This is a genomic window from Mesorhizobium sp. M0074 (assembly GCF_040322975.1).
Taxonomy (GTDB): Bacteria; Pseudomonadota; Alphaproteobacteria; order Rhizobiales; family Rhizobiaceae; genus Mesorhizobium.
In genome coordinates, this window is record NZ_JAMYUM010000011.1 from 1 (window position 1) to 17,078 (window position 17,078).

A 17,078-nucleotide genomic window follows, 5' to 3' on the forward strand; every position below is an offset into this window, starting at 1 on the left:
CAGAACACGATCCGCCATCCCGAATCTCCCTGCTTCGACCATCATCACAGAATCACCAATCGGCTTCTGTGCAAAGGTCTCACAAAGGGAGAAGGGAAGGGGCGCGTCAAGCCGCTCTGTCGCGGACCTGATAATCCTTGACCGCGGTGAAGCGGATCGCCTTCCAGCGCTCGGCCTCGTAGTTGAGCGAGAAGGCGTGCTGGGCGAGGAACACCGGATCGTTGTCGAGATCGCGCGCGATGTCGCCGCGATGCGCCTCGATGAAGCGCTGGAGTTCGGCCCTGTCGTCGGCCGATATCCAGCGGCAGACGGAAAAGCGCGACATCTCGAAATCGACCGGCAGTGTGTATTCGAAGTTTAGCCGCTCCTTCAAGACGTCGAGCTGCAGGGCGCCGACGACGCCGACGATGGCTGGCGAGCCGTCCTCCGGCGAGAACAATTGCACGACGCCTTCCTCGGCCATCTGGTGCAGCGCTTCCTTGAGCTTCTTGGCTTTCATGGCATCGCCGAGGCGAACGCGGCGCAGGATTTCAGGCGCGAAATTCGGCACGCCGCGAAACAGGATCTCCTCGCCTTCGGTCAGCGTGTCGCCGATGCGCAGCGTGCCGTGGTTGGGGATGCCGACGACATCGCCGGCGAACGCCTCGTCGGCCGTGACGCGGGTGCGGGCGAAGAAGAATTGCGGTGCCGACAGGCTCATCGGTTTTCCCGTGCGCACCAGCTTGGCCTTCATGCCGCGCTCGAGCTTGCCGGAGCAGACGCGGACGAAGGCGATGCGGTCGCGATGGTTGGGGTCCATATTGGCCTGGATCTTGAAGACGAAGGAGGTCATCTTGTCCTCGGTCGCCTCGACCTTGCGGCTGTCGGCCTCCTGCGCGCGCGGCGGCGGCCCATAGGCGCCGAGCGCCTCGATCAGGTCGCGCACACCGTAATTGCGCAGCGCCGAGCCGAAATAGACCGGCGTCAAATGGCCCTCGCGGAAGGCGTCGAGGTCGAGCGGGCGACAGGCCGCGCGCGCCAGCTCCAGCTCCTCGATGAAGGCCTCCCGCTCGTTCTCCGGCAACAGGCCGGCGACGCGGTTGGAATCGGGGCCGTTGACCGGCGTGCGCTCCTTTTCGGCGTCGCCCTTGCGCACCGCGTTCAGCGCCAGATGGTAGGTCCCGGAAAAGGTCTTGCCGCGGCCGATCGGCCAGGTGATCGGCGCTGTATCCAGTGCCAGCTTCTGCTCGATCTCGTCGAGGATGTCGAATGGGTCTCGGCTTTCGCGGTCCATTTTGTTGACGAAGGTGATGATCGGGATGTCGCGCAGCCGGCAGACCTCGAACAGTTTCAGCGTGCGCGGCTCGATGCCCTTGGCGGCGTCGATCACCATGACCGCGCTGTCGACCGCCGACAGCGTGCGATAGGTGTCGTCGGCGAAATCCTCGTGGCCGGGCGTGTCGAGCAGGTTGAAGACGGTGTCCTCGTATTCAAAGGTCATCACCGAGGTGACCACCGAAATGCCGCGCTCGCGTTCGATCTTCATCCAGTCCGAGCGGGTCTGGATGCGGTCCTTCTTGGCCTTGACCTCGCCGGCAAGCTGGATGGCGCCGCCGAACAAAAGCAGTTTTTCGGTGAGCGTCGTCTTGCCGGCGTCGGGGTGGGCAATGATCGCGAAAGTGCGGCGGCGCGATACCGCTTGTTCGATGTCTTCAGCCAATTTCATGGAATCCTGTCTGTGGCGCGGGCTTCTAGCAGCGCTTTTCCGGCCTGTCGAACGGAAACACCGCTGATACCCCGGCAGCAGGTTCAGTCTCTGACGATAGCCGCCTGCGTGACCGAGCCAGCGTCATCCAGGCGCATAACCAGCCATTCAGAGTCGATCGAAAAAAATCCTCTTTCCGAACCAAGAATATAAACCAGACTCCAGTCCTCGAAATAGTCCGTCTTCGGCGGCTCGCCGAGCATGGCAACAACTTCTGCCCGCGATTTCCCAACCAACGCCCCGGTCAGCACCAAACCGTCAGCAATGCGATGGCGCTTATGCAAAGGATCCAGCCAGTTGTCGTCCTGCCACCAAGATCGAACGATCGGCAGCGGGCCGAAGAAGACGGCATAAACAATGGCGGCTCCGGCTGCAGCAAAAACCAGCCCTTTTATCCAGCGGCGCAAATGACCCTCATGTGATTGAGCTGAACGTTTCCAGTGAGGCGATCGTCATCGACCCGCTTCGAGAGCGGTCCCGGCAACGCTCTTGGCAAGTCTGTAGCATGGTGGCAATGAGGGCAAGAAGTCCTGGGCGTTTGAAGGTACACGGCCGCGAGCAAGAACATCATCGTCATTGGATACGGCATCATTGGCGCCTCCATCGCCTGGAACCCGAGTGCAGTGCTGTCGACCTCTCCGGCTGCCGCAGCCGCCGGTTCACGTCCCGACGTCAGGCCGATTCGGTCGCTCGGCTCTCGAAGGCCACCTCCGGAATCCACTCGGCAATTGCGATGCCGATCCTGTCGGCATGGTCCTCCTGCAGATAATGCGCGCCGGGTCCGAGATCGATCAGGCGGCAGTTCTTCAGCCCAGCCGCGAAGCCCCGTGCCGCCTGCGGCGAGACGAGGGCGCCGGGATCGCCTGAGAAAAGCAGCTTCGGGTAGGAGGATGCCCGGAGCGCCCGATGGTCGTGCTCGCTGATGGCGGCGACATCGGCGGGCTGGCCTTCGATCGGCAGGTCGCGCGGCAGCCGCAGGATCGGCTTGCGCGATTGCGGCGTCGGGAACGGCACCCGGTAGGCGGCCATTTCCTCATCGCTCATCGTGCGCAGCACCGCAGCCGGCAGCACCTTTTCGACGAAGACGTTGTCTTCCAGGACAAGCTTCTCACCGACGCCAGGCGTGCGCATTGCCTTGAACAATTCGCGCGCCTGCGGACGCTGGTGAAAATCGTCCCAACTCTCGAAGGGGCGGATGAATTCCATGAAGGCGAGGCCGAGGATCCGCTGCGGCCGCCGTGCGGCGAGATGGAAGGCGAGCGCGGTGCCCCAGTCCTGCGCGACGACAACCATGTCGGTGATGCCAAGCGTCTCGATGAAGGCGTCGAGATACCGGACGTGGTCGAAGAAGCGATAGTCGATGTCCGGCTTGCCGGACTGGCCATAGCCGATCAGGTCGGGCGCTATGCAGCGGCCGAACGGCGCCACATGCGGGATGATGTCGCGCCAGATGTAGGACGACGTCGGGTTGCCGTGCAGCAAGAGTACCGTCGGGCCAGCCGTGCCTGCCTCGACATAGGAGATGGTGGAATCGAGCACCGCGACTTGCGAGCGTGGCAACATTGTGCGCTTTTCGAGTTTCGGGTTCATCGGATCAGCTCCTTTTTGCGAAGACTGTTTTGAAGACGATATTCTTGAAACGCTCGAGCGGTTCGGGACTGCGCTCCACCTTCATGCGCAGCATCGCGCCTTGCCAGGAACTCAACAGGAAATCGGCGAGGTCCTCGGCATCGAACGCGTCGGTGATGTCGCCAGCCGCCTGGCCCTCGGCGATGCATTCGGCAAAGGGCTTACGCCAGCGTTCGAAAATGGCGACGAGTTGCAGCCTCAGCGCCTCGCTGTGAGCCGCCGTCTCGAGGCTGAGATTGCCGATCATGCAGCCCCGTGCCCAATCATGCGCCTCCAGCTTCGACGTGATGATTTCGAGATAGCGGCGCAAGCGCCCGACCGGGGGCGTGCCGTCCCGAGCAAGGGCCTGCTCCACCAAACCGCTCACATAGGCGAAATAGCGGTCCAGCACCTCGCCGGTGAACGCCTCCTTGGAGACAAAATGATTGGTGAAGGACCCCGGGCGGGCATCGGCCGCGGCGACGATGTCGCGTACGCCGGCGGACGAATAGCCGGAATTCCAGATGGTGTTGAAACCGGCGTCGAGAAGTTTTTCGCGAAGTGAATGTCTAGCCATGCCGGTATAATACGTACGTACGTATTAAAGTCAAGAAGCATATTTTATACCGCGCGCTCTTGGCAGAACCCACGGGCAATGGCATCGCAGTGGTGGCGTTGGAACGAGGAGTGAAGCATGACAGCGGCGAAACAAGTCATCGTCATCGGCGCCGGCATCATCGGCGCCTCCATCGCCTGGCACCTGACCAGGGCCGGAGCAAAGGTGACGGTCATTGCCGGCAGCGGCGCCGGCGGCGTCGCGACACCGAATTCCTTTGCCTGGATCAATGCCAGCTGGGGCAATCCGGAGGTCTATTTCCGCCTACGCATTCGGTCGATGGCCGAATGGACGCGGCTGGCGAACGAGGTGCCCGGCATCCCGTTGCAGTGGTGCGGTGGCTTGTGCTGGGACCTGCCACGTCCCGAGCTTGAGGCCTATGCGGCCGAGCACTCCGCATGGGGCTACGGCATCGAGCGTGTCGACCGTGCCGGAGCGGCGCGTATCGAGCCCAATCTGGCCGAACTTCCCGATTTCGCCCTTTATGTCGCCGAGGAAGGTGTCGCCGAGCCGGTCGCCGCCACGCAAGCACTGCTGGCCGACGCCGAACGGCGCGGCGCGCGAATTGTAGCCGAGACGACCGTCACCGCTCTGGTGCAAGCCAACGGCAGGATTGCCGGCGTCGATACATCCGGCGGGCGGATTGCTGCCGACGAGGTGGTGATCGCGGCCGGAGCCGGCTCTCCGGCACTAGCGGCAACAGCCGGGATAGAACTGCCGATCGAGACGCCACCCGGCCTGATCGTGCATTCGCGCCCCTACGAAAAGCTGCTCAACGGCCTGGTGATCGGCGACCGCCTGCATATGCGCCAGACGGCGGAAGGCCGCATCATCGCGGGCTCGGATTTCGGCGGCGCCGATCCCGGCATGGATGCTGCGGCCACCGCCCGCGACCTGTTTGCGGCGATGAAGGCGATGCTGCGCGGCGCGGATGAGCTGGAACTCGATTTCCACACCATTGGCTATCGGCCGACGCCGGTCGATGGCTTTCCGATCATTGGCCGCGCCGAAGGCACGAGCGGCGTCTACGTCGCGGTCATGCATTCCGGCATCACGCTGGCACCGGCCGTCGGCCTGTTCGCCGCCCGCGAAATCCTCGATGGCGAGCGCGATCCGCTGCTTGATCCCTACGGGCTGGGGCGGTTTACTCAATAACCGGGCGGACGGCGAAAGCCGCCGGCCAGCGGCTCGATTGCCCTGGCGATCCCGAGCAGGCGCGACTCCGACCAGCGTTTGCCAACAAGCTGTAGTCCGATGGGCAGGCCATTGCTGTCCTGTCCGCAGGGCAGCGACAGTGCGGGGTGGCCGCTGTAATTGAACACCGCGCCATAGGCCGGCAGCATCCAGTAGCTTTGCTCGCTACCGTCGACCTCGATCGACGTTCCCGGATCGCAATGCGGGAAGGCGGTGGCCATGGCGACCGGGCACAGCAAGGCGTCGCAGCCGTCGAAGAACCGTTCCCACGCCAGGATGGAGCGGTCGCGGCGGGCGAGCGCCTCGAACCAGCGCGAGACCCGTGTCGGCTTCTCCCGCGGTTCGGGCTGGGCCGCCTCCAGCATCATGCCGATCAGCGCGCCGCCTTGCTCCAGATCGTCGTGCAGGTCGAGCTTCGGCAATTTGGCCTCCTCGACGATCGCGCCTGCCGCCTGAAGCTCCTTTGCCAGGCTTTCGACCGCAGCCCTGATCTCGCCTGCCACCGGAAAACCTGGGAAGGACGGCGCGAAGGCAATGCGCAGCGTCGTCAGATCCAGCTCCGGCATGTCTTCGACCGGTACCGGCGCAAGGTCGGTATCGCTTCCATCCGGCCCGGCAATAAGGCGGTAGATCAGTACCAGGTCTTCGACGCTGCGTGCCATCGGTCCGAGGCAGGAGATCAGCCTCACGCTGCGCGGCGCCCCGCCTGGATCGGGGAAGGCGCCGGCGAGCGAGACGCGGTGCTCGGTCGGCTTGAGGCCGCAGACGCCGCAAAAGGCGGCCGGCAGCCGGATCGAATCCTGCATGTCGGTGCCGACCTCGAACGGCGTCATTCCGGTGCCGAGCGCCGCCGCCGCACCGCCACTGGAGCCGCCGGCGGTGCGCTGGAGATTCCAGGGATTGCCGGTGCGGCCGAACAGCGGATTGCTCGACTGCCAGTCACCGAGCATTGTCGCCACGTTCGTCTTGCCCACCAGTATGCCGCCTGCCGCCTTCAGCCAGGCAACGACCGGACTGTCTGCCCTCGGGGCAAAGTCGGCGAAAGCCGGGAAGCCGACGGTGGTTCTCATGCCCGCTGTTTCGTGCGTGTCCTTCAGTGTGAACGGCACGCCGTGTAGCGGCCCAAGGGCCTCGCCGCGCGCCTGGGCTTCGTCGGCCTTGCCAGCGCGTTGCCGCGCACCGTCCCGATCGAGGGTTACGACTGCGTTGACCGCCTCATTGTGCCTGTCGATCTGCGCCAGATGCGCGTCCAGCACCTCTATTGCGGAAACCGTACGGTCGCGGGTGGCCGCGGCCAGATTGGTGGTCGAGGAAAAGACGATATCCATGGTGAATGCTCCGCGCTATCGCGCCGCGCTCCTCAAAATGGCGGATTGGCGCGTGGATGCAAGCCTGGCTCGACATTTCGACGATGGCGGCGCTTGATCGGGATTGCGCTGCCGGGCCCGTTGAGCGTTGGCGCTGTCCAGCGGCCTCGCCGCGCTCGGCGCCTCTACGGCCTACCGTCCCCTGTTGTGCGTCCGCTCATAGAGCTCACGGATGATGCCGCTTGCCGTGGTCTCGAACAGAAACGGCAAGAAAGCATGAACGAGCGCGGCAAACGCCGCCATGAACAATCGCGACGAGAACCATGCGGCGAAAGCCATATGGCCGAAATAGCTCTCGCCGACCGCGGCCGGGTGAGAGGTGAAAAGTCTTGCGAGCCGTGCCGTCATGTCGATCCCTCCTGCCGGCATGAAGAGCCGGCGATGAGTATACTGGCATGGGTGTTCGGTTCATCGGTCTCAAATTGTCCTTGTGAAAGGCTGAATTTTGGGACAAACATCCCACATGGCGCCGGAAATCGACGAAATAGACCGGAGATTGCTGGCCGAGCTGCAACGCGACGGCACGCTGTCCGTCGACCAGCTCTCGGCAAGAATATCGCTGTCGCGCAATGCCTGCTGGCGCCGGGTGAAGCGGCTGGAGGAAGACGGCGTCATCACCGGCCGGGTGGCGCTGGTCGACGCCGACAAGCTTGGGCTCGGCCTTTCGGTGTTCATCCTGATCCGCACCTCGAACCACGATCCCGACTGGCTGCAAAGATTCCGAGCGGCGGTGACCGGCTTTGCCGAGATCACCGGCGCCTACCGCATGTCCGGCGATCTCGACTATGTCCTGCGCGCCCGCGTTGCCGATGTGAAGGCCTATGACCGGCTCTACCAGCGGCTGATCGCCAAGGTGGCGCTGTCGGACGTTTCGGCCTCCTTCGTCATGGAGGAGATCAAGGAGACCACGGTCGTTCCGATGGAGCTGCGCTGAAGCGGAACTGTGCTGAAAGAAAGCCGTTGATAGCATTGCCGCCGAGTTGACTGAACCGGCGTTCGCGACGATAGGATCAGCCTCATGCGCGCAGCACTTTATCCCACCTCCGTCATCGGTCCGGCTGTCGGCTTCGTCAGGCTGCCGCATGGCGAGGGCTTGCCGCTTCCGGCCTATGAAAGCTCGGGCGCCGCCGGCATGGACCTGCGCGCCGCCGTCCCGGACGACAGGCCGCTTTTGATCCTGCCGGGAAAGCGTGCGCTGGTGCCGACCGGGCTGGTCCTGGAAATTCCGGAGGGCGTCGAAGGCCAGGTCCGGCCGCGTTCGGGCCTCGCCTTCAAGCACGGGCTCACCTGCCTCAACACGCCGGGCACCATCGACAGCGACTATCGCGGCGAGGTCAAGGTGCTGCTGATCAATCTCGGCGACGAGGATTTCGCGGTGACGCGCGGCATGCGGATCGCCCAGATCGTCTTCGCCCCGGTGACGCAGGCGACCGTCGAGGAGCGCACATTGGCTGGCGGCACAACGCGCGGCTCGGGCGGCTTCGGATCGACCGGCACGGCCTGATGAAAATACCCAAGCTCGTCATCTTCGATTGCGACGGGGTTCTGGTCGACACCGAGAACCTGGCCAATCGGCGCCTCGCCGAATGGCTGACCGCGGCCGGCTTTCCGGCCAGCTTCGAATATTGCCGCAAGAATTTCTCCGGCCGCAGCATGGTCTCGGTGCAGAAGGAAGTCGAGGCGACCGGCGTCAGCCTCGGCGCCGATTTCGTCGAGCGCTGGAACGCCGGCCTGCCGGACCTGTTCGCGCATGGCGTCGAGGCCATCCCCAACGTTCGCGAGTTCATCGAAACCGTGCACGCCGCCGGCATCGCCACCTGTGTCGCCTCGTCGGCACGGGTGTCCAAAATGCACATCACGCTCGGCCAGACCGGGCTGCTGCCGCTTTTCGAGCATGCGCTGTTCAGCTCGACCATGGTCTCGCGTGGCAAGCCGTTCCCCGACCTCTTCCTGCATGCGGCAGCGACGATGGGCTTCGCGCCCGCCGACTGCATCGTCATCGAGGACAGCGTCGCCGGCACGGCAGCCGGCATCGCCGCCGGCATGCGCGTCTATTCCTACCACGGCGACCCGCTTTCCGACCGCGATGGACTGATCGAAGCCGGAGGCATCCTGTTCGACGACATGCGTAAACTGGCCGGGCTGGTGCCGATCCACTGATCGCCTTTGCGCAGGCTGCATGCGCGCCAGATCTCAGACCGGGCGCGGCGCCCCAAGTACTCGGTCGACCGTGTCGCGTATGAGAGTGCGCAGATTGGCCGGCCTGTCGAGATGACTGACGACAAGCAGGCCGTCGGCCGCCACTGTTAGCGCGTCCGCGGTGCGGTCCGGATCGGGATTTGCGTCAGCGATCAGCAGATCCCTGAGGATGCCCCACTTCCAGTGACGATGCTTATCGATTGCCTCGCGAACCGGGCTCCTCGGGTCGGGGTATTCGGCCGCGGCATTTTGGAACGGGCAGCCGCGGTAGCCCGGCTGATCCGCCGCGTCGGCGATGAGATCGAATACGGCAAGGATCATCAGGCGAGGTGGCCGCCGGCCAAGGCTCGCGATTGCCGCCCGTCCTCCCTTGCTGATCTCCTCGATATAGGCGCGGACGAGGTCGTCCTTGGCCGCGAAGTGATGATAGAACGTCGCCTTCGCAACGCCGGCCTCGGCGATGATGCGGTCGATGCCGACTGTGCGCACCCCCTCCAGAGAAAACAGCGCGGTCGCCGTTTCGAGGATGCGGCGGCGCGCAAGACTTTCGGGACGATCGTTGATTCGGGCTGCGGACATGCCTTGACCGTATAGCAGACAGGTCTGTATACATCCATATGTAGACAGACAGGTCTACCTGTTAACGAAGGGAAGGCGAAACATGGCTTCGATAGTCAGGGAAATCATCGTAGATGCTTCACCGGAAAGCGTATGGGCGACGGTGGGCGACTTCGCCGGCGGCGCCCAACGGATAGCCCCAGGCGTTTTCGTCGATTGCCGGGTGGATGAGGGCGACGTACGGGTCCTTACTTTCGCCGACGGCAAGATCGTGCGAGAGCGGCTCATCGCCCGCGACGAGCAGGGCCGGCGGATCGTGTGGGGATGGCTCGGCGACGAGGTCACTCACGATAACACCTCCATGCAGGTCTTTGCCGAGGGCGAGGGCCGGAGCCGCCTGGTCTGGATTCACGATACTCTGCCCGACGAACTCGGCACGTGGCTCGCAGCCGCCATGGATCAGCTGGTGCCGGTTTTCCAGCAGACCCTGGCGAGCCAAGCCAAACCAACATAGTGAGGCAACGCCAAGTGTTTCCTCTTGGCCGCAAAATGCTATAGCTTGCGCGCGCCCGACATAACGAGCGCGCGCGCATGACCTTCTCCCTGCTTCGTTTCATCGTTGCTTGCCTGCTGCTGCCCTGTCTTTGGACGACGGCCGGCGCGGAGGCCGTCAGCTTCCCGGAGCTCGGCAGCGCCGTCCCCGGCCACGGCGATGTCACCTATCTCGATCTCGCCAGGATGGTCATTCCCGATCTGGCCGCGGACAAGGCCGGCTTTTTCCGGGGTTCGATGCCGATCGAGATGCGCCACATCGCTGGACCGGACTACGACGGCTCGCCGCCGGCGACGTCGGGTCTTTCCAGCGCCGACGTGCTCGACATCAAGGCCGGCGGCAAGGACCGGCTGGCGATGCTGCTCGACCTCGGCGACTCGCCTGACAGCGCCGAGGGTTATGCAGTGCTGGCACTCTACGACATCACCGGCAAGCCGGCCTTGCTCGACGCGGTCAATGTTGCCGTCGACCGCAGCACCTACTTTCGCGATCCGGGCAAGCTGTCGATCGGGCCCGGCGATGACGTCATCATCACCACGAGCACGCATTTCAATTCGAGCCAGGGCTATGTGATCGCGCCGCTGGTCATGGTCCGCAACGACAGGTTCGAGCTGATCGACATGATCTATACGTTCGACGAAAACCTCTGCACCAACCGAAGGACGCAGAATGCGGCCTTCCAGGCGATTGCCGACGGCCAGCCCTATGCAGCCATCAAGGTTACGGTGACCGACGCGACAGTGCCGGGCGATGAAAGCTGCGACGGCCAGCCGCCGCCAGAGGCGTCTTCACGCGACATTTCCGTCACCTATCATTGGGGCAAAAACGCTTCGCGTTACGTCAAGGATTCCGATGCGCTGGACCGATTGGCAGGAGAGAACGCCAAACGCTTCTGAGCCAACCGCATTTGTTTGCCCGGCGCGTTCCGCCGGGCTAGAATTTCCTTCATAATCCGCACCGGAGGGGAGCATCCATGGATAAGGGCAAGATTTTTCGCGACCTGCATACATCGATCTTCGTCATGGCCAATTCATGGGACGTCGGCACGACCAAGCTCTTGGCCTCATTCGGCTTCAAGGCGCTGGCCACGACCAGCGCCGGCTTTGCCTTTTCGCGCGGCCTGCCGGACGGCGCGGTGACATTCGAGGCGATGATCCATCATTGCCGTGAAGTGTCGGCGGCGACCGGGCTGCCGGTTTCGGCGGACCTCGAAAAGGGCAAGGGCGACAGCGCGACAAGTGCCGGCGAGACCATCTTCGCCGCCGAGGCGGCTGGCCTCGCTGGCTGCTCGATCGAGGACCATACCGGCGAGCCCGCCAAGCCGATCTATGATTTTTCGCATGCCGTCGATCGCGTCGCGGCGGCGGCGGAAGCGGCACGGGCACTGAAACGCGATTTCGTCTTCACCGCGCGGGCCGAGAATTTCCTGTGGGGCAAGCCCGATCTCGACGACACGATCAAGCGGCTGCAGGCCTTCGAGAAAGCCGGTGCCGACGTGCTCTATGCACCGGGCCTGGGCGACATCGAGATGGTGCGAACCGTCTGCTCGGCGCTGACCAAGCCCGTGAACGTCATGGCTAGGCCCGGCTTCACCATCGCCGATCTTGCCATGGCTGGGGTAAAGCGCATCTCGCTCGGCCCATGGCTGACCAATTTTGCTTTCGGCATGCTGGAGACCGCGGCGCGCGAGATCCAGCAGGATGGCACCTTCGGCTTCACCCGCGCCGCCATGCCGTTCGGCAAGCTGCAGGCGCTGTTTGCCAAATCTTCCGCCTAGGCGGGGCCCGGCGAATGACGCTCACCGTCGTCGACATGCACACCGGCGGCGAGCCGCTGCGGATCGTCACCGGCGGCTACCCCGACATTCCCAAGGGCACGATCCTCGAAAAGCGTGCCTATGTGCGCGACCATCTCGATCATCTCAGAAAGATCCTGATGTTCGAGCCGCGCGGCCATTACGACATGTATGGCGCGCTGCTGGTGGAGCCCGACCTGCCGGGCGCCGACCTCGCGGTGCTGTTCATGCACAATGAGGGCTATTCGACGATGTGCGGCCACGCCATCGTCGCGCTCGGCCGCTACGCCGTCGACGAGCGGCTGGTGGCGCCACGCGAGCCGATGACGACCGTCAATGTCGAGGCGCCATGCGGGCTGATTTCGGCTGCGGTCGAGGTAAGGGACGGCAAGGCCGGCGCGGTGTCCTTCGAAAGCGTGCCGGCGTTTCTGTTCGCCGGCAACCAGCGGATCGAGCTGCCGGGCTATGGTCCGGTCGGCTTCGACATCGCCTATGGCGGCGCCTTCTATGCACTGGCCGACTGCCGCCAGTTCGGGCTGGAATTCGGCCAGAACCGGGTGCGCGATTTCGTCGATGCAGCGACCGCGCTGACCAATAAGCTCAAGGCCGAATTGCCGCTGTCGCATCCCGACCATGCCGATCTCGCCTTTCTCTACGGCACCATCCTGACCGACGGACAGGATGCGTTCTCCGATACGCCGACCAAAAACATCTGCGTTTTCGCCGAGGCGGAGGTCGACCGTTCGCCGACCGGCTCCGGCGTCACCGCGCGGCTGGCGGCCATGCACGCCAAGGGCCAAATCGAGATTGGCCGGACGCGGCTGTTCGAGAGCATCGCCGGCTCGCGCTTTTCCGGCGCCGTCGTACGCACGGCCACAGCCGGGCCGCATGACGCCATCATCGCCCGCGTCGGCGGCCGCGCCTATTACTCAGGGCGGGCCGAATTCATCGTCGAGGACGACGACGAACTGGGCAGGGGTTTTCTGCTGAGATAGCTCCCTTCCCGTGCCGAGATCGCCTTGTGCAGGTGCACCATCATGGCGGCGGCGAACAGCGGCGTCAGAAGATTGAGTAGCGGCACGGCGAGGAAAGCGGCGACCACCAGCCCGGCCAGGAACACGGTGATGGAGTGCTTTCTGCGCAGCGCCTTGGCCTCGGCCTCCGGGCGAAAGCGCATGGCGGCGAATTCGAAGAACTCGCGTCCGAGCAGATACCCATTGACGATGAAGAAAGCGGCGATGTTCACGCCCGGCACCAAGAGCAGCAGCAGGGCGACGATGTTGCCGAGGATAACGACGCCGAAAAATCGGATCGCCAGCACCAGCGAGCGCAACGCCGGCACGGCGCGGCCGGGCGGGTCGTTTGGATAATCCGTGCGCTCGACCACTTCGGCGACGTCGTCGAGGAACAGGCCGGCGATGATCGCCGTCACCGGCGCGATGAGCAGCGCCAAGCCCAGCGCAAGGCCGATGCCGGCGACGACGGCGCCCAGCCATCCGGCCCAGGAGGGTAGGGCGGGCAGCCATGCATCGATCCACGGCCAGGCCAGCCATTCGAACAAGCTCTTGATCCCGAACCAAAGCGCCGCCAGCGCCAGCAAGGTCAGCCCCAGCGTCTTCAGGAACACAGAACGGAATTCGGGCGAGAACAGCCGGCTCAAGGCGGCACGGGCGGCGTCGAGGATCACGGCGTTTCCAATTCCATGTCAAACGAGGCCCATGGGCGATATTTCGGGATAGGCGGAGACAGGTCGCGAGACAAGCGCAAACCGCGCGATACGAAGCATGCGTTCTGCCCGGATTTATAACTCGCGGCCTAGGCAAAGCCGCATCAAACCGCTAGACCCGCCCGCGCCCGGCGTGGCAGAAAGCCGGTGGGTTTTTGGCGGAGACATGAATTGATGCCGGACTATGACGTGCTTTGTGTCGGAAATGCCATCGTCGACATCATCGCCCAGTGCGACGAGGCGTTCCTGGAGACCAACGGCATCATCAAGGGCGCGATGAATTTGATCGACACGAGGCGCGCCGAACTGCTCTACAGCCGCATGGGCCCGGCCATCGAAGCCTCGGGCGGCAGCGCCGGCAACACGGCGGCGGGCGTTGCCAGCTTCGGCGGCCGCGCCGCCTTCTTCGGCAAGGTCTCGAACGACGCGCTCGGCGAAATCTACGCGCACGACATCCATGCCCAGGGCGTCGCCTTCGACACCAGGCCGCTCAGCGGCGAGCCACCGACGGCGCGCTCGATGATCTTCGTCACGCCGGACGGCGAGCGCTCGATGAACACCTATCTCGGCGCCTGCGTCGAGCTCGGCCCGGAGGACGTCGAGGCCGACAAGGCGTCGGGCGCCGCCGTCACTTATTTCGAGGGCTATCTGTGGGACCCGCCGCGCGCCAAGGAAGCGATCCGGCAGACGGCTAAGCTCGCCCACGCCGCCGGGCGCGAAGTGTCGATGACATTGTCGGACTCGTTCTGCGTCGACCGCTACCGCGACGAGTTCCTCGATCTCATGCGCTCCGGCACCGTCGACATCGTCTTTGCCAATAGCCACGAGATCAAGTCGCTCTACCAGACCGCTTCCTTCGACGAGGCGCTGGCGCGGATCCGCAAGGACTGCAAGATCGCCGCCGTCACCCGCTCGGAAAAGGGCTCGGTCATCGTGCGCGGCGACGAGACCGTCACCATCAATGCGACCAGGATCCGCGAGCTGGTCGACACCACCGGCGCCGGCGACCTCTACGCCGCCGGCTTCCTCTATGGCTACACGCAAGGCCGCAGCCTGAAGCAGTGCGGCAATCTCGGCTCGCTGGCTGCCGGGCTGGTCATCCAGCAAATCGGCCCAAGGCCGAGGCAGAACCTGCGCCGCGAGGCCGAGCAGGCGGGGTTGTTGTAGGAGCGCCTCTCCCTTCTCCCCTTGTGGGAGAAGGTGGATCGGCGCGCAGCGCCGAGACGGTTGAGGGGTGCTGGACGGATCGCCGTCGGTGCCAAGCTGGAGCACCCCTCATCCGACCGAGCTTCGCTCGGCCACCTTCTCCCACAGGGGGAGAAGGAAAGAGGTGCTGCCGCTACGCGCTCCTCAAGCCCCCGCGCTATACGCCGCGATCGCCGCCATATTGACGATGTCGCTGTCCTTGGCATTCAGCGAGACGATCTGAACCGGCTTGTTCAGGCCGACCAGCAGCGGGCCGATGACGGTCGAGCCGCCGAGCTCCTGCAGCATCTTGGTCGAGATGGAGGCCGAGTGGAAGGCCGGCATGATCAGCACATTGGCCGGGCCGGTCAGCCTGATGAACGGATACTGCGCCATGGCGCGGGCGTTGAGCGCCACGTCGGCGGCCATCTCGCCGTCATACTCGAAATCGACGCGGCGCTTGTCGAGGATGCGCACCGCTTCCTGGACGCGCTCGGAGCGTTCGCCCTGCGGATGGCCGAAGGTCGAATAGGCGAGCATGGCGAGCCTCGGCTCGTAGCCCATGCGGCGGGCGAAGCCGGCGGCCTCCTCGGCGATGTCGGCGATCTCGACGGCATCAGGCATGTCGTGCACCGCGGTGTCGGCAACGAGGACGGTGCGACCCCGCGCGAGCACGATCGACACGCCGATGACGCAGTGGCCGGGCCTTGCGTCGATGACGCGGCGGATGTCGTCGAGCGCCGTCGAATAGTTACGGGTAACGCCGGTGACGATGCCGTCGGCATCGCCCAGCGCCACCATGCAGGCGGCGAAATGGTTGCGGTCGTTGTTGATCAGCCGCTGGCAGTCGCGGAACAGAAAGCCTTTGCGCTGCATGCGCTCGTAGAGATAGTCGGTGTAGACCGAGTTGCGCCGCGACAGCCGCGCATTGATGATCTCGATGCCTTGCTTGCCGAGATCGATGCCGGCATTCCTGGCGTTTTCCTTGATGATGTCGTCGCGGCCGAGCAGGATGGCGGTGCCGAGCCGCTGGTTCACATAGGAGACGGCGGCGCGCATCACCTGCTCCTCCTCGCCCTCGGCAAAGACGATGCGCTTGGGCTGGCGGCGGACGCGGTCGTAGATGCGCTGCAGCGTCGAGGCGATCGGGTCGCGGCGGGCGGAAAGCTCCTGCGCGTAGCGGTCGAGATCGAGGATCGGCTTGCGCGCGACGCCGGAGTCCATCGCCGCTTTGGCCACCGCGATCGGAATGGCCGAGATCAGGCGCGGGTCGAACGGCACCGGGATGATGTAGTTGGGGCCGAATTTCGGCCGCATGCCCTGATAGGCGGCGGCGACGTCGTCGGGCACGTCCTGGCGCGCCAGTTCGGCGAGCGCTTTGGCCGCGGCGATCTTCATGTCGTCATTGATGGTGGTCGCCCGCACATCGAGCGCGCCGCGGAAGATGTAGGGGAAGCCAAGCACGTTGTTGACCTGGTTGGGATAGTCGGACCGTCCCGTCGCCATGATGGCGTCGGTGCGGATCTCGGCGACCTCCTCAGGCGTGATCTCGGGGTCGGGATTGGCCATGGCGAAGATGATCGGGTTCTTGGCCATCGACTGCACCATCCTGGTGGTCAGCGTGCCCTTGGCCGAGAGGCCGAGGAACACGTCGGCGCCGTCCAGCGCCTCGGCCAGCGAGCGCGCGCCGGTTTTCACGGCGTGCGCCGACTTCCACTGGTTCATGCCTTCGGTGCGACCCTGGAAGACGACGCCCTTGGTGTCGCACAGGATGATATTTTCTGGCGCAAAGCCCATCGCCTTCATCAATTCGATGCAGGCGATGCCGGCAGCGCCGGCGCCGTTGCAGACCATTTTCGTGGTCTTCATGTCGCGGCCGGTGATTTCCAGCGCGTTGATCAGGCCGGCGGCCGAGATGATGGCGGTGCCGTGCTGGTCGTCATGGAAGACCGGGATGTCCATCAGCTCGCGCAGCCGCTGCTCGATGATGAAGCATTCCGGCGCCTTGATGTCCTCGAGGTTGATGCCGCCGAAGGAGGGGCCGAGAAAGCGCACGCAGTTGATGAATTCGTCGGCATCCTCGGTGTCGACCTCGAGGTCGATGGAATCGACATCGGCGAAGCGCTTGAACAGCACCGCCTTGCCTTCCATCACCGGCTTCGAGGCCAGCGCGCCGAGATTGCCGAGGCCGAGGATAGCGGTGCCGTTGGAGATGACGGCGACCATGTTGCCGCGAACCGTGTAGTCGAAGGCGCGGCTCGGGTCCTCGGCGATGGCGAGAACCGGCACCGCGACGCCCGGCGAATAGGCGAGGCTGAGATCGCGCTGCGTCGCCATCGGTTTTGTGGCGACGATCTCCAGCTTGCCCGGACGGCCCATGGCGTGGAATTCCAACGCCTCCTGGGCGCTGACGGAGGGCCCGTTGCTTTCGGTTTTCTTGGCCATGGTACTTTTGGTTTCCTCGCCCGTACGGCACCGCTTGAGATGGGTGCGCATGCTTTCTTTTGTGGAAGGTTCGGGATTAAGGCTACAC

At 64.4% G+C, this 17,078-nt stretch carries 18 protein-coding genes; 9 read left to right on the top strand and 9 right to left on the bottom strand.

The features are described 5' to 3' along the window. Nucleotides 1–106: 106 nt before the first annotated feature. From NKJ73_RS16310 to NKJ73_RS16325, 4 genes are all read right to left on the bottom strand, one after another. Nucleotides 107–1,705 (bottom strand): peptide chain release factor 3, encoded by a 1,599-nt coding sequence (locus NKJ73_RS16310; RefSeq protein WP_502893745.1) that lies wholly within the window; start codon nt 1,703–1,705, stop codon nt 107–109. An 83-nt stretch (nt 1,706–1,788) separates the two neighbouring features. Beyond that, nucleotides 1,789–2,151, bottom strand: a complete 363-nt coding sequence (locus NKJ73_RS16315; protein ID WP_352458662.1) for a hypothetical protein — start codon at nt 2,149–2,151, stop codon at nt 1,789–1,791. A gap of 265 nt (nt 2,152–2,416) precedes the next feature. Next, nucleotides 2,417–3,334 (bottom strand): haloalkane dehalogenase, encoded by a 918-nt coding sequence (locus NKJ73_RS16320; RefSeq protein ID WP_352570212.1) that lies wholly within the window; start codon nt 3,332–3,334, stop codon nt 2,417–2,419. Between the two features lie 4 nt (nt 3,335–3,338). Then, nucleotides 3,339–3,929, bottom strand: a complete 591-nt coding sequence (locus NKJ73_RS16325; protein ID WP_352570213.1) for a TetR family transcriptional regulator C-terminal domain-containing protein — start codon at nt 3,927–3,929, stop codon at nt 3,339–3,341. Between the two features lie 117 nt (nt 3,930–4,046). On the opposite strand from NKJ73_RS16325, the gene NKJ73_RS16330 reads away from it, so the two are divergent. Beyond that, nucleotides 4,047–5,123 (top strand): NAD(P)/FAD-dependent oxidoreductase, encoded by a 1,077-nt coding sequence (locus NKJ73_RS16330; protein ID WP_352570214.1) that lies wholly within the window; start codon nt 4,047–4,049, stop codon nt 5,121–5,123. Here NKJ73_RS16330 and NKJ73_RS16335 read toward each other — a convergent pair. Next, nucleotides 5,117–6,490 (bottom strand): amidase, encoded by a 1,374-nt coding sequence (locus tag NKJ73_RS16335; RefSeq protein WP_352570215.1) that lies wholly within the window; start codon nt 6,488–6,490, stop codon nt 5,117–5,119. The two genes, NKJ73_RS16330 and NKJ73_RS16335, sit on opposite strands and share 7 nt — an antisense overlap. Nucleotides 6,491–6,661: 171 nt before the next feature. Next, nucleotides 6,662–6,877: a DUF6356 family protein gene (locus NKJ73_RS16340; RefSeq protein WP_352469961.1), complete on the bottom strand. Its 216-nt coding sequence runs from the start codon at nt 6,875–6,877 to the stop codon at nt 6,662–6,664. 115 nt (nt 6,878–6,992) lie between these two features. Between NKJ73_RS16340 and NKJ73_RS16345 the strand changes: the two genes are divergently transcribed. The 3 genes from NKJ73_RS16345 (at nt 6,993) to NKJ73_RS16355 (ending at nt 8,689) form a co-directional block, all read left to right on the top strand. Next, on the top strand, nt 6,993–7,463 hold the full coding sequence (locus NKJ73_RS16345; protein ID WP_023676368.1) for an Lrp/AsnC family transcriptional regulator: 471 nt from the start codon (nt 6,993–6,995) through the stop codon (nt 7,461–7,463). An 84-nt stretch (nt 7,464–7,547) separates the two neighbouring features. Continuing rightward, entirely contained in the window at nt 7,548–8,033 is a 486-nt protein-coding gene (dut, locus tag NKJ73_RS16350) for a dUTP diphosphatase (protein ID WP_023717930.1), read from the top strand. Continuing rightward, nucleotides 8,033–8,689, top strand: a complete 657-nt coding sequence (locus NKJ73_RS16355; RefSeq protein WP_352570216.1) for an HAD family hydrolase — start codon at nt 8,033–8,035, stop codon at nt 8,687–8,689. Before dut ends, NKJ73_RS16355 begins: the two co-directional genes overlap by 1 nt. Nucleotides 8,690–8,722: 33 nt before the next feature. Here NKJ73_RS16355 and NKJ73_RS16360 read toward each other — a convergent pair whose 3' ends face one another. Beyond that, a complete protein-coding gene (locus tag NKJ73_RS16360; RefSeq protein ID WP_352570217.1) occupies nt 8,723–9,307 on the bottom strand; it encodes a TetR/AcrR family transcriptional regulator in 585 nt (194 codons plus the stop codon). Nucleotides 9,308–9,389: 82 nt separating this feature from the next. Here NKJ73_RS16360 and NKJ73_RS16365 point away from each other — a divergent pair, with 82 nt between their 5' ends. The 4 genes from NKJ73_RS16365 (at nt 9,390) to NKJ73_RS16380 (ending at nt 12,629) form a co-directional block, all read left to right on the top strand. Then, nucleotides 9,390–9,800: an SRPBCC family protein gene (locus tag NKJ73_RS16365; protein ID WP_352570218.1), complete on the top strand. Its 411-nt coding sequence runs from the start codon at nt 9,390–9,392 to the stop codon at nt 9,798–9,800. Nucleotides 9,801–9,877: 77 nt separating this feature from the next. Continuing rightward, nucleotides 9,878–10,735: a hypothetical protein gene (locus tag NKJ73_RS16370; protein ID WP_352570219.1), complete on the top strand. Its 858-nt coding sequence runs from the start codon at nt 9,878–9,880 to the stop codon at nt 10,733–10,735. Nucleotides 10,736–10,812: 77 nt separating this feature from the next. Continuing rightward, complete coding sequence (locus tag NKJ73_RS16375; RefSeq protein ID WP_023676373.1) at nt 10,813–11,616, top strand: isocitrate lyase/PEP mutase family protein; 804 nt, start codon at nt 10,813–10,815, stop codon at nt 11,614–11,616. A 14-nt stretch (nt 11,617–11,630) separates the two neighbouring features. Next, nucleotides 11,631–12,629 carry a proline racemase family protein gene (locus NKJ73_RS16380; RefSeq protein WP_352570220.1) on the top strand — a complete coding sequence of 333 codons (999 nt, stop codon included), beginning with the start codon at nt 11,631–11,633 and terminating at the stop codon, nt 12,627–12,629. Here the strand turns inward: NKJ73_RS16380 and NKJ73_RS16385 are convergent. Continuing rightward, on the bottom strand, nt 12,560–13,321 hold the full coding sequence (locus tag NKJ73_RS16385) for a sulfate transporter family protein (protein WP_352570221.1): 762 nt from the start codon (nt 13,319–13,321) through the stop codon (nt 12,560–12,562). The genes NKJ73_RS16380 and NKJ73_RS16385 overlap by 70 nt on opposite strands. A 213-nt stretch (nt 13,322–13,534) precedes the next feature. On the opposite strand from NKJ73_RS16385, the gene NKJ73_RS16390 reads away from it, so the two are divergent. Beyond that, nucleotides 13,535–14,527: an adenosine kinase gene (locus NKJ73_RS16390; protein ID WP_352570222.1), complete on the top strand. Its 993-nt coding sequence runs from the start codon at nt 13,535–13,537 to the stop codon at nt 14,525–14,527. Nucleotides 14,528–14,710: 183 nt separating this feature from the next. On the opposite strand, the gene NKJ73_RS16395 is transcribed toward NKJ73_RS16390, so the two are convergent. Further along, on the bottom strand, nt 14,711–16,990 hold the full coding sequence (locus NKJ73_RS16395) for an NADP-dependent malic enzyme (RefSeq protein WP_352570223.1): 2,280 nt from the start codon (nt 16,988–16,990) through the stop codon (nt 14,711–14,713). Nucleotides 16,991–17,078 lie beyond the last annotated feature (88 nt).